Origin of the sequence: Polaribacter sejongensis (genome assembly GCF_038024065.1) — a bacterium.
Taxonomy (GTDB): domain Bacteria; phylum Bacteroidota; class Bacteroidia; order Flavobacteriales; family Flavobacteriaceae; genus Polaribacter; species Polaribacter sejongensis.
Genome location: NZ_CP150667.1, coordinates 3,546,247 through 3,563,956, shown reverse-complemented (window position 1 = coordinate 3,563,956; position 17,710 = coordinate 3,546,247). Strand labels below are relative to the sequence as shown.

General features: G+C 32.8%; 9 protein-coding genes. 5 read left to right on the top strand and 4 right to left on the bottom strand.

Annotated elements, in window-relative coordinates; translation table 11 throughout:
* Nucleotides 1-178: 178 nt before the first annotated feature.
* Entirely contained in the window at nt 179-793 is a 615-nt protein-coding gene (locus tag WHD08_RS14640; RefSeq protein WP_165732055.1) for a deoxynucleoside kinase, read from the top strand.
* Between the two features lie 152 nt (nt 794-945).
* On the opposite strand, the gene WHD08_RS14635 is transcribed toward WHD08_RS14640, so the two are convergent.
* A complete protein-coding gene (locus WHD08_RS14635; RefSeq protein ID WP_208890313.1) occupies nt 946-1,788 on the bottom strand; it encodes a mechanosensitive ion channel family protein in 843 nt (280 codons plus the stop codon).
* Between the two features lie 184 nt (nt 1,789-1,972).
* The gene (locus WHD08_RS14630; protein ID WP_165732051.1) at nt 1,973-2,542 is read right to left on the bottom strand and encodes an RNA polymerase sigma factor; all 570 of its coding nucleotides are present in this window, start codon (nt 2,540-2,542) and stop codon (nt 1,973-1,975) included.
* Between the two features lie 201 nt (nt 2,543-2,743).
* On the opposite strand from WHD08_RS14630, the gene WHD08_RS14625 reads away from it, so the two are divergent.
* The 3 genes from WHD08_RS14625 to WHD08_RS14615 all read left to right on the top strand — a co-directional run bounded on the left by WHD08_RS14625 (nt 2,744) and on the right by WHD08_RS14615 (nt 6,233).
* Complete coding sequence (locus WHD08_RS14625) at nt 2,744-3,607, top strand: sigma-70 family RNA polymerase sigma factor (RefSeq protein ID WP_015482077.1); 864 nt, start codon at nt 2,744-2,746, stop codon at nt 3,605-3,607.
* Between the two features lie 592 nt (nt 3,608-4,199).
* Nucleotides 4,200-4,856, top strand: coding sequence for a ribulose-phosphate 3-epimerase (rpe, locus tag WHD08_RS14620; RefSeq protein WP_208890314.1), 657 nt, complete (start codon nt 4,200-4,202; stop codon nt 4,854-4,856).
* Nucleotides 4,857-6,233: an exonuclease domain-containing protein gene (locus WHD08_RS14615; protein ID WP_208890315.1), complete on the top strand. Its 1,377-nt coding sequence runs from the start codon at nt 4,857-4,859 to the stop codon at nt 6,231-6,233. It begins immediately after the preceding gene.
* A gap of 48 nt (nt 6,234-6,281) precedes the next feature.
* Here the strand turns inward: WHD08_RS14615 and WHD08_RS14610 are convergent, their stop codons facing one another.
* Nucleotides 6,282-7,412, bottom strand: coding sequence for a PepSY-associated TM helix domain-containing protein (locus WHD08_RS14610; protein ID WP_208890316.1), 1,131 nt, complete (start codon nt 7,410-7,412; stop codon nt 6,282-6,284).
* 213 nt (nt 7,413-7,625) lie between these two features.
* Nucleotides 7,626-8,042, bottom strand: coding sequence for a CBS domain-containing protein (locus WHD08_RS14605; RefSeq protein WP_025562381.1), 417 nt, complete (start codon nt 8,040-8,042; stop codon nt 7,626-7,628).
* A 181-nt stretch (nt 8,043-8,223) separates the two neighbouring features.
* Between WHD08_RS14605 and WHD08_RS14600 the strand changes: the two genes are divergently transcribed.
* The gene (locus WHD08_RS14600; RefSeq protein ID WP_340832872.1) at nt 8,224-17,691 is read left to right on the top strand and encodes an Ig-like domain-containing protein; all 9,468 of its coding nucleotides are present in this window, start codon (nt 8,224-8,226) and stop codon (nt 17,689-17,691) included.
* The last annotated feature ends 19 nt before the right edge of the window (nt 17,692-17,710 follow it).

The following is a 17,710-nucleotide window of genomic DNA, read 5'->3' as shown; positions in this document are numbered from 1 at the left end:
CTCAAAAGAAACCTGAAAGTTTAATTAAAAAATTTAAAATAACTTTATTTCTTAAAGTTTTATGATTTTTTAAATGATAAGCACTATAAATTTTAGTTATAAATTAACCTGTTCGCCTTTTCTGTTTATTATTTTACCTATTTTTGCAACTCTGTTTAATCTTATTAGAATTTAATTTATGCACGTTGCAATTGCAGGAAATATAGGCGCTGGTAAAACCACGCTAACAAAATTATTAGCCAAACATTACAAATGGAAACCTCATTTTGAGTCTGTTGATGAAAATCCGTATTTAGACGATTTTTATACAGAAATGGAGCGTTGGTCTTTTAATTTACAAGTTTATTTTTTAAATAGTCGTTTTCGTCAGATTTTAGAATTAAGAGAATCTGGTGAAAATATCATTCAGGATAGAACTATTTATGAAGACGCACATATTTTTGCACCTAATTTACATGCAATGGGTCTAATGACCAATAGAGACTATAATAATTATAGTTCTTTGTTTGAGTTGATGGAAAATTTGGTTACACCTCCAGATTTATTAATTTATTTACGTGCAGACATTTCTACTTTAGTAGGACAAATTCATAAACGTGGTAGAGATTATGAAAACACTATTAGTATCGATTATTTAAGTAGGTTAAACGAGCGTTATGAAGCTTGGATATCTACCTATACAAAAGGGAAATTACTAATAATTGATGTAGATAACTTAGATTTTGTAGACAACCAAGAAGACTTAGGCTATATAATAGACAGGATAGACGCTCAAATAAATGGGCTTTTTTAGAACAAGATATTAAATTTAAGAACTTCCGAGACAAAGCCTTGTGAGATTTTTATAAAAGTAAAAGAGACCGTAAAAACGGTCTCTTTCTTTTTGTGATATTTCACAAATTTGGTAGTTTGTCCCCCAACATCCTACCAATTATTTAAAAGTAATCAATTAAATACTTCTATTTGATTATCTACTATTTCTTTTATTGGAATAATTACCTTTCCTTTTTCAGTAATTAACACTACACAAATATTATCTATCATACCAACAACACCTTCTATGTCATTAACATTTACTTTATCTCCTTCTTGTATGTTTTTTCTGGTATAATAACCAAATAACAGTCTTTTTATTACATCTCTAGAACCTAATCCAAAAGCAATGGTAAAGGAAGCTAAAATTGCTCCGAGAATTATAGATAAGTTACTTGTAATTAAATCTGTATTAACTCCTGCTTGGTTTAACGCAGTAACAGTAACTATTATTGCTAATAAATAAAAAGCAATATTACCTACTAAATTCCCACCTGTTAATTCTAAAGACTTAAACATCGCAAACAACGTTTTCTTTAGTATGTTTGCTATATAAATACCTATTGCAAAAATAACTAAGGCGCTAATTAACCTCGGTAAATACCCAATTAAATTACTTAATTGTTCAGAAACCATTCTTAAGCCTAAAAGTTCTGCACCTACAATTATAAAAACTAAAATTAAAACCCATTTTATAGCGGTAATAATTATTTTAGTTGGTTGAATTTTTAAAGATGATTCTCCAAAAATTTCATCTACATGTAGTTTTTCAGGTAAGCTATCTAATTTAGTAAAACCCAATGCTTTTTTTATAATGTAAAGCAATAACTTTATTAAAAGCCATCCAATTATTAAAAATATAATTCCTTTTAATAACTGCGGCAAAAAGTCAGTAAAATTATCCCAAAGTTTTTGTAGAAAACTAAAATCGATATTAGCATTTATTGCTAGTAGTTTGTTGGTCATTATTTTCATTTTTTTCGATTAGCCTTACTATCATTACTTAAAAAATCGCCAATTGTATTTGGATATTTCACTAAAAATAAATCAGCAATATCTAAAGTGAATTTAATCATCCCGATATCGCTTAGTACTTTTTCTTTGAGAACCTTAGGCACACTATGGTGGTGTATAATTTTCTTAAAAGGATTGTTCATAACTATAACTCTTCATACGTTCTTACAACTTTTTGTTTCGCTCTTTTAATTCTCATCTTAACAGCGCTTTCACCAATGTTTAAAAAATCTTTAATTTCTTTAATTGACATATCATCTTGATATTTCATTAAAAGAATCATCTTTTCTGTTGGATCAATTAAAGACAATGCTTTTGCTAATTTTTCTGATTTTAACTCAAATAAAGTTAAATCATCAATTTCTTGCGAAAGATCATCATCTTGTATATTATCTGTAACAACCGTAACTTTTTCTTTCTTCTTAAAATCATTTCTTTGTACATAATTTACACAGAAATTATACGTAAAAGAATATAACCAAGTAGAAAACTTAGAGTTACCTTTAAAGGTTTTTAATTTTACAAATAACCTGATAAAAACATCATGTGTTAAATCTTCTGCTTCTTCCTTATTTTTAGAAAAACCATAACATTTATTATAAACAACTTTAGAAAATCGATCATATAAAACAGCAAACAATTGTGTGTTGTTTGTTGCTACTATTTTAAAGATTAATTCCTCGTCGCTTAAAGCTTTAACGTCTATTGTTTTCAATTCAGTTATTATTTTGACACAAAGAAATCAAAGAAGTCACTATTAAATTAAAAAAAAAGTTGACAGGCAATTTTATGTCGGTGAATGGTAAAAAACATACTTTTAAAAAAATAATGAAACTTTTTGTAACATTTTCTTAAATACCAACGTATAATAGATTGTAGCAATACATTAATCCTTTAAAAAGTCATAGAGAATTAGATGAGACAACTTAAAATTACCAAGCAGGTTACTAATAGAGAAACCGCATCGTTAGATAAATATTTACAAGAAATAGGAAAAGTAGACTTAATTACTGCAGATGAAGAAGTAGAATTGGCACAGCTTATTAAAGCTGGAGACCAAAGAGCTTTAGAGAAATTAACGAAAGCCAATTTAAGATTTGTGGTATCTGTTGCAAAACAATATCAAAATCAAGGATTAACTTTACCCGATTTAATTAACGAAGGAAACTTAGGTTTAATTAAAGCTGCTAAACGTTTTGATGAAACACGTGGTTTTAAATTTATATCGTATGCAGTTTGGTGGATTCGTCAATCTATCTTACAAGCATTAGCAGAGCAATCTAGAATTGTACGTTTACCGTTAAATAAAATTGGTTCTATCAATAAAATTAACAAAATGTATGCTTTCTTAGAGCAAGAAAACGAAAGACCTCCAAGTCCGGAAGAAATTGCTAAGAAATTAGACATGACTGTGAATGACGTAAAAGAATCTATGAAAAATTCTGGTCGTCACGTATCTATGGATGCTCCTTTAATTGAAGGTGAAGATTCTAACTTATACGACGTTTTAAACTCTGGTGAGTCTCCAAACCCAGATAGAGTTTTATTACACGAATCTTTAAGAATAGAAATTAACAGAGCCTTAGAAACATTAACTCCACGTGAGGCAGATGTTGTAAAATTATACTTCGGTTTAGGTGAGCACCAACCAATGACTTTAGAAGAAATTGGAGAAACTTTCGATTTAACTCGTGAGCGTGTTCGTCAAATTAAAGAAAAAGCAATTAGAAGATTAAAACATACATCTAGATCTAAAATTTTAATGACTTACCTTGGGTAGTAATCGCAGATTGCATTAGGTATCTCAATCATACTTTTAAAAGTATGAAACACATATAAAACTCTCAAATTCATTTTTGGGAGTTTTTTTTATTTGAAGTTATTTTCCGCTTTCCTCTATATCTTTTTTGTAAAAAAACAAAAAAGGATAAAGCTTGTCTTGAGCGAAGTCGAAAGGCTTCAATCGGGGCTAAACATTTTAATAGACATTTTACATTTCCGGCAACTTATACCAAGCGTAAAAAGGTAACTACTTAGGTACATAGAAAGCATAGTGTTCTCAATGCTGGTGCGAGCGTCTCGCTCGTACACCATGAATATGTTACAAAACGACTAAAATAGTATGATTATTAACAAAGAGTTAGTCGTATTAGCACGAGCGGGACGCTCGCGCTAGCGCAGAATTCAATATTCATCAACAGAAAAGAAAAAAGGCATAAAAAAATATACAAGCAACAACCTAACCTCAAAAGGAAAGCTTCCAAAACAAATATTTTTCATATCGAAGAAAACTTCACAAAATTTAACTCTTGGCTATCGCCCTGCGATTAATTACCTTTGTCGCATAAAAATAACAACACAACAACAAATAAATGAGTAATTTAATTGCACCTTCAGTATTAGCAGCAGATTTTGCTAACTTACAAAGAGACATAGAAATGGTAAACAATAGTGAAGCAGATTGGTTTCATATTGATATTATGGATGGTGTTTTTGTACCAAACATTTCTTTTGGAATGCCAGTTTTAAAAGCAATTGCTAAACACGCTACAAAAACAATAGATGTACATTTAATGATTGTAAACCCAGATCAGTACATACAAACATTTGCAGATTTAGGCGCAGACATTTTAACTGTACATTACGAAGCTTGTACACATTTACACAGAACAATTCAAGCAATTAAAGATGCAGGAATGAAAGCCGGAGTTGCTTTAAATCCACACACACCAATTGCAGTTTTAGAAGATATTATAGAAGATTTAGATTTAGTTTGTATAATGAGTGTAAACCCAGGTTTTGGCGGACAATCATTCATAGAAAACACATACAAAAAGGTAAGTCAATTAAAACACTTAATCGATTTTACTGAATCTGAATGTAAGATAGAAATAGATGGAGGCGTTACTTCTTATAATGCAAATGCATTAATTGAAGCTGGTGCAAATGTTTTAGTGGCAGGTAGTTTTGTTTTCGGATCTGAAAACCCTACGCAAACTATTGCCGACTTAAAAAAGACAATCGAATAATTGTTATACACAGTCGTTGACATAGAAACCACAGGAAATGGATATAAAGGTTCTAAAATAACCGAAATATCCATTTTTGTTTTTGACGGTAAAAAAGTCATAGACGAGTTCACCTCTTTGGTAAACCCTGAGCAAAATATCCCTGCATTTATTACCAATCTAACAGGTATTACAAATGCCATGGTTAGAAATGCCCCTAAATTTTACGAAATTGCAAAAAAGGTAGCAGAAATAACAGAAGGCACTATTTTTGTAGCGCATAATGTCAACTTCGATTATAATATTATTCAGGAAGAATTTAAAAATTTAGGCTTCGATTTTAAACGAAAAAAACTGTGTACTGTTCGTTTAACTAGAAAAATAATGCCTGGTTTAAGTTCTTACAGTTTAGGAAATATTTGTACACATGAAAACATTCCTATTGTTGGTAGACACCGTGCAAAAGGAGATGCAGAAGCTACTACCGAATTGTTTAGAAGATTGATAGAAAGAGATGATAATTTTACCATCAATTCTTTTTTAAACCCTAAATCTAGACAAGCAACCTTACCGCCTCTTTTAGACAAAAAAGTTGTCGATAATTTACCCGAAACTTTTGGTGTTTATTACTTTAAAAATATAGAAAAAGAAGTTATTTATGTTGGTAAAGCCAATAATATAAAGCAACGTGTGATCAGTCATTTTTATGACAAAAAGAAAAAAGAGCAAACCATGTGCATGGAAACTGCCGACATTTCATTTACAAAAACAGGAAGTGAGTTATTAGCACTCTTACATGAATCTGCAGAAATAAAACACCGATACCCTAAATTTAACAGAGCACAAAGAAGAGCTAGTGAAGCTATTGGTTTATTTTCTTATGAAGACCAAAAAGGAATTATCCATTTAGCCTACAATCGACTAAAATTAGCTCCCAACCCTATTATGAAATATTATACGGTTACAGAATGTAGAAATCATTTAGAAGCGCTTTGCAAAGAGTTTGAATTGTGCCCAAAATATTGTCACTTACAAACCAATGTTGCCAGTTGTTTCCATTATCAGCTAAAAGAATGTAAAGGTGTTTGTTGCGATAAAGAAACCGTAGAAGATTATAACAAACGTGTAAAAGAAGCGATTAAATCGGTAGGTATTGGCGCAGAAAACTTAGTGATTAAAGAAACCGGAAGAACAGAAAATGAAGTCGGTTTTGCTTTAATTTTAGACGGAATTTATCAAGGTTTTGGGTATGTAGACATGCATAAATCAGAAGAATTAGAAAACCCAGAAGACTACCAGTTTTTTGTAGAACCTAAAAAAGACAATAGAGACATTCAGCGTATTATTGCGGCGTATTTAAAAAAACAAAATACGGATAATAATGAAGCTACCTTATAGGTTACATTCATATTAACAGTATTTATTTCAATCTTAAAAGATAAGAAATTACTTAGCCTTTTTAGTTTTCTTTAATTTATTTATCCAAATAATGGTACCTGTAACCGGTAAACTTGTCGCGATTAAACATACTAAAAAATAAATTATTTTAGAAAACAAGCCATAAATATCTCCGGTATGAATTGGTTTTATTAACGATGCAAATTGTACGTTTAAGGGTTTGTCTTTAAAATAATCTACCGCTAAAACTTCTCCAGAAGAACCTACATATAATCTATCTGATGTTACTGGAGAAAAGTTAGCTTCATTGGTTTTTCTAAAGCTATAGTAATTACTCTTTTTGTTAGGAAAGGTTACAGACAAATCTCCTTTATAAGCAAGCGTTTTATTGGCTATTTGTATTGCTTCATCAACAGAAATTACTTTATTTTCTGAGTTCTTCTCTACCTTCAATTTCGGACTAGAACGGTTAAAAATTTTAGCTCCAATTAAATCTCCTAAACCTTCTTTATAACCTTCAAAAGACCAACACAAACCTGTAATCCCCATAATTACAAGAAATATACATGCGTAAAAACCTAAGGTATTGTGTAAATCGTGATTTATGCGTTTCCAATTTGCTTTGGTTTTAATTTTAAAACCTTGTTTTATATTTCGCCATTTTAGTTTTTTAGGAAACCATAAATAAAGACCAGAAATAGATATTATTAAAAAGATAATAGTAGCAATTCCCACAATTGGCCTTCCTATTTTAATATCTAACAACAGCCATCTGTGTAATCTAAACATCGACATTAAAAAAGCATCTGCACTTGTTTTTTGTACCGTTTTTATTTCACTAGAAAAAGGATTGACTAATACTTTAGAACCACGACGCTCTTTTAAATCTTTTTTTACGTTAAAAACATATGGTTCCTTTTCATCTGCAGCAATAGCTACTCCTGTTACAAACCCCATTTCAGCAACTTTTAAGTTTGTTACCAAAGTACTTACCAATTCTTTATTTTCCGTTTTTTCAACGATAAAGTCATCAGCAAAAAAATCTTTTATCTCATGCTCAAAGGTTAAAATTGTTCCGCTTAAACACACTAAAAATAAAATAATTCCACTAGCTAAACCCAACCATAAATGAATATCGTTTATTAACTTTCTAAAAGAATAAGAAGTTGTTTTTTTCATCAGTAAAAATTATGTAGTAAAATGTGTTATTTTCAATAAAAACGCAAATATAAAACTCAAACTAACATTCTCAAAATTTATTTAGATTAAATATGAATAATATAAACTTCTATTTCATGAAAAACCTTAAAAACACACACTTATTCGTTTTATAACAAAAAAAGAGGCCTTATAAAAGCCTCTTTCTTACTAACTAACCAATATAAAAAACCACTATAATTTTGCTACCAAATATTTCACTAAATCTCTAGTAGTAACAATACCTACTAGTTCAGAATCTTCAACTACTGGTAAAGCATGAAATCCTTTTGTTGTTAATAATTCTGCCGCATCTTTAATAGATGTATATGGCGGAATTGCTGTAATACTTTTATCCATAACTTGTGCTATAGAAAAATTGTTGTTTATATAACTATCTACAGATGTTTGGTCTTCATTTAAAACAGCAGAACTTACTGTTTGAATATCATAATAACTTAACATTCCTATAATTTCTTTATCACGAACCACCGGAATATGTTTTATTTTGTGTTCTATAAATAACTTTTCTGCAGTAACTAAATCATCAGTAACACATAAGGTAACTAAATTTGTTGCCATTATTGTAGATATAGGCTCATCTCTTCTCATAATTTAATCTTTTAATTATACCCACAAATTTCTGAATAAAACCAAGTTTAAAAGATGATTTTTATCAGTTTTCTCAAATTTTGCAAAAAAAGAGATTTAATTTCTGTTCCTATGCCAAAAAAAAACAAATAGAATTACTATAATAATTATTATTTTTGCATACATTTATAAAACTCCCCTTATGGCTACCCCTCAAAAACACACAAGGACAACTCTTTGTAAGTCTGGTAATGTTTTTCTTTCATTGCTAAAGACCAAAACAACAACTGGTTTAAAACTACTACTTTTTGCTAGTTTCTTATTTTTCTCAAATTCAAAAACATTTTCTCAAACCGAAGTTGTAAATACTTCTACAGTGGAATCTGGTTCTTACACCGTTTCTGGCGGACCAAAACAAATATCTTTTCTTATCTCTGGAGGTAATGGTGGAAACGGAACCAATACTTTTGGTGGTAATGGAGCTAATGCTACTGCAATCTATAATCTTAATAATGGAGATGTTATAAGATATTTAGTAGCAGAAGGCGGTGGTGGTGGTAACCAAGGTGGTGGTGGTGGTAGTACTGGTATATACATTAACAGCACTTTAGCACTTGTTGCTGGTGGAGGTGGTGGTGGTGATAATTCTACTAATGCAGTTGGCTTAGGAGCCAATAGTACTACAAACGGACGTAATGGGACTAATACTAACAACAACACTCCTTTAGGAGGTAGTGGTGGTATTAATGGTAATGGAGGTACATCGAATTCGCGTAGTGGTGGTGGTGGTGGAATAGAACAAAATGGAAATAATGGAAGTGAAAGTAACGGTGGAAGTAAAATTTTAACACTTTATACTTTAGCTTTAGGAGGTACTACATCAACAAACGGTGGTAATGGAGGTAGAGGACTTACTGGTGGTGGAGCTGGTGGATCAAATTACGCTGGTGGTGGTGCTGGCTACTCTGGTGGTGGTGCTGCTGGTTTTCAGGGTTCTGGTGGTGGTGGTGGTTCTTATGTGAATACTACCCTTGCTACTTATGTTAGTAGTACAATTACTGGTGGTCTAAATGGTGCAGCTACTGGTGCATCACAAACAAATGGAGCTAATGGTAGTGTGAAAATAACAATTTTAAAAGATACGGATGGTGATGGTATTGCAGATGTTAACGATGATGACAGTGATAATGATGGCATTTTAGATATTGTTGAATGCCCTAACTTTAGCTTTAGCAAAGATTTAATTATATCTAATGCAAACGCAGGCTACTTAACAGTAGTCGGTGGTGGTGCTGCTGGTAGCTCTTTAGTTACAGATGCAGGACCAAATAATAATGAAACTGGTTTACGATACATTGACCAATCAAGTGGTGTAACTTACTATAGGTTAAACACACAAGGTAAAGACCACACATATATAGATGGTAATAACTTAATTTTTAGAATTTTTACAGAAGACCCTGGTGAACCTTTTTTCGGAGGAACTACAGATGTTCGCATAGGTAGTGGTACTACCCAATACACTATAGATTTAACAGAAGCTCCTTACGGAGTAACAGCTCCTTCTACAATAACTCCTGTTGTAACAGATTTTACAATTACAGTGCCTTTGACAGCTGATAATTTTGGAATATCACAAGCTCAGTTTAATGCTGTTATTTCATCTTTAGATTATATAGATATTAGAGCCGAATTTTACGCGGGAGCAAGAGGTGTTGTAGAAAGTGAACTTATTCCTCTTGAAAATGATCCTTGTGATGATGATAATGATGGAATACCAAATATTTTTGATTTAGATAGTGACGGTGACGGTTGTTTTGATGCTTTAGAAGGAACGGGAAACATTACAGCAAATCAATTAACAAGTACTGGTGCAATAGATTACGTTAACCAAGGTGGTGTAACTGCACAAGGAGTTCCTAATGCAGTTGTAAATGGTACATCTGTAGGTCAAGGAATTGGTACATCTCAAAATAAAGATATTCAAAGTCCAGAATGTAATACTGATGTAAATACAGAAAATGATATCAATCAAACACCAAAAGACATGCCTGTTGATGGTGCATTATTAACTAATGATGAAAATGTAACAAGTGTAACTTCTGTTATTATAAATGGGACTGCAACTGCTGTTCCTACAGGAACTACAGGAATAACTATTAATAACGTGCCTGGTGTAGATGAAAATGGTGTTGCCGTTGCAAATGCAGGTTCAATTACTATTAAAGACGATGGTACATATACCTTTACTCCTACTACAGGATTTACAGGTACAATTAATCCAATAACCTATACCGGAGAAGGAGCTAACAATGAAACAGATACAGCTACTTTAAATATTGAAGTAGTACCAAACATTTTGCCTAGCGGTAATAATCCGCCAACAGCACAAGATGATGTAGCTACTACAGAATTAAATACAACTGTAAACTCTACAATGCTTTCTAATGATTCTGATCCTGATGGAGATAATTTAACAGTTACTTCTAATGATGTAACAATTGATACTGCTACAACAGTTGCTGGTGTTGATGAGAATGGAGTTGCCGTTACAAATGCAGGTTCACTTACATTAAACGATGATGGAACTTATGAGTTTGTTCCTGCAACAGGATTTACAGGTACAATAAACGATATTACATATACAGTTTCTGATGGAAACGGTGGTACAGATACTGCTATTTTAAACTTAAATGTAATTTCTAATTTTGGAAACAATACGTTTGCTAATGATGATGCAAATTCTGCTCCGCAAGGAACTACAATGAATGGTAATGTGTTGACTAATGATTTTGATCCAGATTTAGGCGATACACAAACGGTAAATTCAGCTTCAGTAAACGGAACAACCATAAATATTGGTACGCCTACTGTAATTGCAGGTGTAGGTTCTTTAACTTTAAATTCAAATGGATCTTATACATTTGTGCCATTAGATACTTTTAGAGGAACAATACCTGTAAAATATGAGATATGCGATACCGGATCACCTCAAAAATGTGATGAAGCTACTTTATATTTAACCTCTATTCCTACAGATGTTACTGCAGAGAATGATATCAATCAAACACCGAAAGACACAACTGTTGATGGAGATTTATTAACTAATGACGAAGGTATTACAAGTATAAAAGCTACTGGATTTGTTTTAGGGACACCTACAACAGTTTCTGGTGTAGATGAAAACGGAACTGTAGTTGCAAACGCAGGTTTATTAACTCTTAATGAAAACGGAACATACAGCTTTACTCCTACTACAGGTTTTACAGGAACAATTGACCCTGTAACTTATTTAGGAACTGGAGCAGGTATTGGAACAGATAGCGCTACCTTATCTATTGAAGTATTACCTAATATTCAGCCAGCGGGTAACAATCCGCCAACAGCACAGAACGATGTAAATACTACAGAGTTAAATACAACTTTAAACTCTACAATACTTTCTAATGATTCTGATCCTGATGGAGATACAATAACTATTACCGAAGCTACAACGACTAATGAAGCTGGAGTAGTTAGTCCTTTTACCTTAGGAACTGCTAAAACGGTTTCTGGTATTGATGAAAATGGAGTTGCTGTTGCAAATGCTGGTACTGTTAAAGTAAATGCAGATGGAACTTATGAGTTTATTCCTGCTAACAATTTTACAGGTACAATAAACGATATTACATACACAGTTTCTGATGGAAACGGTGGTACAGATACTTCTATTTTAAGCTTAGATGTAATTCCTAATTACGGAAACAACACCTTTGCTAATGATGATGCTAATTCTGCTCCACAAGGAACAACAATGAATGGTGATGTTGTTACAAATGACTTTGATCCAGAAGGAAATACACAAACAGTTACTACTGCTTCTGCTTTAGTAGGAACAACTTCAACTCCAATTACTATTGGTACAGAAACAACGATTCCTAATGTTGGGAAATTAACACTTAATGCAATTGGAACTTATACATTTGTTCCTGATACTGATTTTGTTGGTACAGTGCCTGTAACATACACTAAATGTGATACCGTTACCTCGCCAACAGTACAAGCATGTGACCAAGCTACTTTATATTTAACTTCTATTCCTGCTGATGTTACTGCAGAGAATGATATCAATCAAACTCCGCAAGACACAACTGTTGATGGTCAATTAATAACAAACGACCAAGGTGTAACAAGTGTTACCGCAACAGGATTTACTTTAGGAACTGCTAAACAAGTTTCTGGTGTAGATAATAACGGAAATGTAGTTGCAAACGCTGGTTCTTTAACTATCAACGCAGACGGAACGTATACTTTTGTACCTGCTGCAGGGTTTACAGGAACTATTGATCCTGTTACTTATACTGGAAAAGGAGCAGGTAATGGCACTGACACAGCTACTTTATCTATTGAAGTATTACCTAACATTCAGCCAGCTGGTAACAATCCGCCAACGACACAGAATGATGTAAATACTACAGAGTTAAATACAGATGTAACTTCAACAGTACTTTCTAACGATTCTGACCCTGATACAGGTGATATAATAACTATTACCGAAGCTACAACGACTAATGAAGCTGGAGTAGTTAGTTCTTTTACCTTAGGAACTGCTAAAACGGTTTCTGGTATTGATGAAAATGGAGTTGCTGTTGCAAATGCTGGTACTGTTAAAGTAAATGCAGTTGGAACTTATGAGTTTATTCCTGCTAACAATTTTACAGGTACAATAAACGATATTACATATACAGTTTCTGATGGAAACGGTGGTACAGATACTGCTATTCTTAACTTAAATGTAATTCCTAATTACGGAAACAATACGTTTGCTAATGATGATGCTAATTCTGCTCCGCAAGGAACTACAATGGATGGTGATGTTGTTACAAATGACTTTGACCCAGAAGGGAATACACAAACAGTTACTACGGCTTCTGCTACTTTTAACGGTACAACAACAGCAATTACTGTTGGTACAAAAACAACGATTCCTAATGTTGGGGATTTAACATTAAACGCAGATGGAACATATACCTTTGTACCTGATGCTGACTTTGTAGGAACAGTACCTGTAACATACACTAAATGTGATACCGTTACCTCGCCAACAGTACAAGCATGTGACCAAGCTAATTTATATTTAACGTCTATTCCTGCTGATGTTACTGCTGAAAATGATATCAATCAAACTCCGCAAGACACTACTGTTAATGGTCAATTAATAATAAACGACCAAGGTGTAACAACTGTTACTGCAACAGGATTTACTTTAGGAACTGCTAAACAAGTTGCTGGTGTAGATAATAACGGAAATGTAGTTGCAAACGCTGGTTCTTTAACTATCAACGCAGACGGAACATATACTTTTGTACCTGCTGCAGGTTTTAAAGGAACTATTAATCCTGTAACATATACAGGTGAGAATGCTGGTGGTGCAACAGATACGGCTACTTTATCTATTGAAATATTACCTAATATTCAGCCAGCCGGTAACAATCCGCCAACGGCGCAGAATGATGTAAGCACTACAGAATTAAATACTGTTGTAAGTTCTACAATACTTACCAATGATTCTGATCCTGATACAGGTGATACGATTACTGTAACTGGTTTTACAACCAACGTAACAACCAATTCTGGTGCTACGAGTACTCCAACTACTGTTACTACGTTTCCTGTTACAGGACAAACTGTTTCCGGATTAGATAAAAACGGGAACCCAGTAGATGTAGCTGGTACTATTAACTTCGATGTAAATGGAGAATATACCTTTACGCCTGCTACTGGTTTTACAGGAACTGTAAACGATATTACATACACAATTACAGATATTGATGGAGAAACAGATACCGCTATTCTTAACTTAGATGTGATTCCTAACTACGGAAACAATACGTTTGCTAATGACGATGCCAATTCTGCTCCGCAAGGAACTACAATGAATGGTGATGTTGTTACAAATGACTTTGACCCAGAAGGGAATACACAAACAGTTACTACGGCTTCTGCTACTTTTAACGGTACAACAACAGAAATAACTGTTGGTACAGAAACAACGATTCCTAATGTAGGTAAGTTAACATTAAACGCAGATGGGACATATACCTTTGTTCCTGAGACTAATTTTGTGGGAACAGTCCCTGTAACATACAGTGTATGTGATAATGGAACTCCACAAGTATGTGATGAAGCTACTTTGTATTTAACGTCTATTCCTGATGATGTAATTGCAGAGAATGATATCAATCAAACTCCGCAAGACACACCTGTTGATGGTCAATTAATAACAAACGACCAAGGTGTAACAAGTGTTACTGCAACAGGATTTACTTTAGGAACTGCTAAACAAGTTGCTGGTGTACATGATAACGGTACTGCAGTTGCAAACGCTGGTTCTTTAACTATTAATGCAGACGGAACGTATACTTTTATACCTGCTGCAGGATTTACAGGAACTATTGATCCTGTTACTTATACTGGAACAGGTGATGGAACACCGATTGACACAGCAATATTATCTATTGAAGTAATTCCGAACATTAACATTGAAACAGGCGCTAATAATCCGCCAACTGCACAAAATGACGTAGCTACTACGGAAATAAATACAACAGTAAGTTCAAACTTATTTAATAATGACAGTGATCCCGACGGTGACGCTATTACTGTAACTTCTGCAACATTTACAAGGACTGGTACTACCAATCTAGAGAATATAACAGTTGGCAGTCAAATAGAAATTTTTGGAATTAATGAAAATGGCAATTCAGTTCCTGCTGGTAATATTACAATAGAGGCTAATGGTGACTACACATATTCTTCTACGCTGACTTTTGTTGGTACTTTAGAACCTATTACGTACACCATTTCTGACGGTAATGGTGGTACTAATACAGCTATTCTTAGCATAAATGTTATTAACAATTTTGGAAACAACACGTTTGCTAATGATGATGCCAATTCTGCTCAGCAAGGAACTACAATGAATGGAAATGTTGTTACAAATGACTTTGATCCAGAAGGAAATACACAAACAATTACTACGGCTTCTGCTACTTTTAATGGTACAACAAGCCCAGTTACACCTGGTACACCAGAAGTAATCTCTGGAATTGGTTCGATAACCATAAACACAGACGGTTCTTATACTTTTGTACCTGAAGCTGGATTTACCGGAACGGTACCTGTAATTTATAATATATGTGATAATGGAACTCCACAAGCATGTGACCAAGCTACTTTATATTTAACGTCTATTCCTGCAAATATTGCTGGAGATGTTATGATTACACAAGTATATCAAGTTGGTACAGAAAAATGGATTGAAATTACAAATATTGGTACAACAGAAATTCCAGCAAATACTATAAATATTCAGCTGTATAAAGATAAAACAGGTGATCAAACAGGTGTTACTCCAGATGTTACTTATACAGTTACAACGTTATTAGCAAGTGGAGAATCTGTATTGTTTAAAAACTCTGGAAACGGTATTGAAAATTTAAGAAGCACAGCAACAATTGTAGATAATGTTGTTTACCCACAAGTAGATAACCTAACAGATCTTGAAGGAGGTAATGACATCATTACACTTTCTTCTTCAACAGGTACTTCTTCATGGGGTAATAGATACGATGTTGTTTCTAATGTTACGAACAAAACTTCTGTTGTAAGAATAGATGAAACATTAACACCTAATAAAGACTACACAGCTAGTGAATGGGTAGTATTTATAGATGATGCTATTTTACCTTATCAACCAATTGGTGATGAAACTGTTGCTGGAGACAAAAGACATCCGCAAGATCCTTTAATCTCAGAAATTGAATCTTCTAGTACAGAAGCTAATACTTTGTTAGGTTTACATAGAATTAATATTACTACTTCAACAGCTACTAACAATTTGTATACAAATGGGTATCCAGATAGATCTCGTTCTGTTGTAATTGATCAAGATTTTGAGCATACTGGTAATAGATTAAGCGCTAGAAAACTTAAAGTTGATGCAAGTAACACGTTAACAGTAACAGATCAATTGTTAGTAGTTACAAATGATATTACTTTAGATGGTGATATTCGTTTAACAGGTACTTTAGCTCAATTAGTGCAAACACACACTGGTACTAGTACAATTACAAGTACAATAACTGGTGATATGGGAAAACTTTTAATAGATCAAAACTCAGATATACCTAGTTTATATAGATATGGGTACATGAGTTCTCCTGTTAATTCAGGAACTAACACCTACACTATAGAAGATGTATTAAAAGATGGTACAGATCCAAGCAATCCAAAAGACATAACATTTGTTGATGGTTATGATGGTTCTTTTACTAGCACAGGTATTTCATTAGCAGATTACTGGATTTACACCTATTCTCCTCAAACTAATGGTAGAATAAACTATGTACATAAATATGAAGATGGTATAATAAATAGAGGTGATGGATTTATTTTTAAAGGACCTGGTAAAGAAGATGGACAAAACTATACTTTCTCAGGAACACCTAATGATGGTGATTTTAATACCATAGTTGAAATAGGTACTGATCAAGATTACTTAATTGGTAACCCTTTCCCTTCTTCTATAAATACTAGAAAATTTATAGAAGACAATCTAGACAGTACAACAGGAACTCTTTATTTCTGGGAACACCAAGAAAGTGAATTAGGTGAAGGAGAAGGAATTGATGGACATATATTTGGTGGATACATTGGTGGATATGCAGCTATAAATTTAACTACGTCTACAGCTGCTAGTTCTTTAGCTTCTAATAACAATAATGGTACAGGTGGTACAGGCGATAGCGATGATATGGCCTATAAAACACCTTTACCATACATAGCAATAGGACAAGGTTTCTTTATACAAGGTGATGACGATGGTGGACCAATTAATTTTAACAACACACAAAGAGCTTATGTTACAGAAGGTGCTGAATCTATATTTTTTAAAGCAAGTGGAAAAAGCAGTAAAACAGCAATTTCAACAAACTTATTGCCTATTATTAAATTAGGTTTTGAATATAAAAACACGGAAGAATTATTACTTCATAACCAAATAGCAATCTCTTTTCAAGAAACAAATTCTTTTGCTTTTAATAAAGGATATGACTCGGAAGTATATGAAACTGGTAAAACAGACATGTATTTTAAATTCCCTAATGATGATACAAATTATGTAATTGCTGGGGTACAAGAAATATCTAACGAGTTAGAAGTTCCTTTAGAACTAGTTGTTGATTATTCTGGACAAGTGAATGTAATGGTAGATGAAATTCAAAATGTTGATAGAGATATCTATATTACAGATAAACTGACAAATACATCTTACAATGTTAAACAAGGAAAAGCTACTTTAACTTTAGAAAAAGGAGTTTATACAGATCGCTTTGTACTTGCTTTTAAAGATGCTAGTGTACTTAGTGTAGAAGATGATATTTTAGAAGGATATACAAGTATTTATGCCGACAATGAGAATAACAATATTGTAATCTCTAAAAATCAAGATATAGAAATTAACAAAGTAGAATTGTTTGATATTCTTGGTAAAAAAGTAAGTCTTTGGAATATTAAAGAACAAAAAAGTACGTATCAATTAGATATCAAAAAACAAATACCAACGGGTATTTATATTGTAAAAATGAGAACTAATAAAGGTGATACTAACAAAAAAGTAATTATTGAATAACAAATACTTGTACTGATAA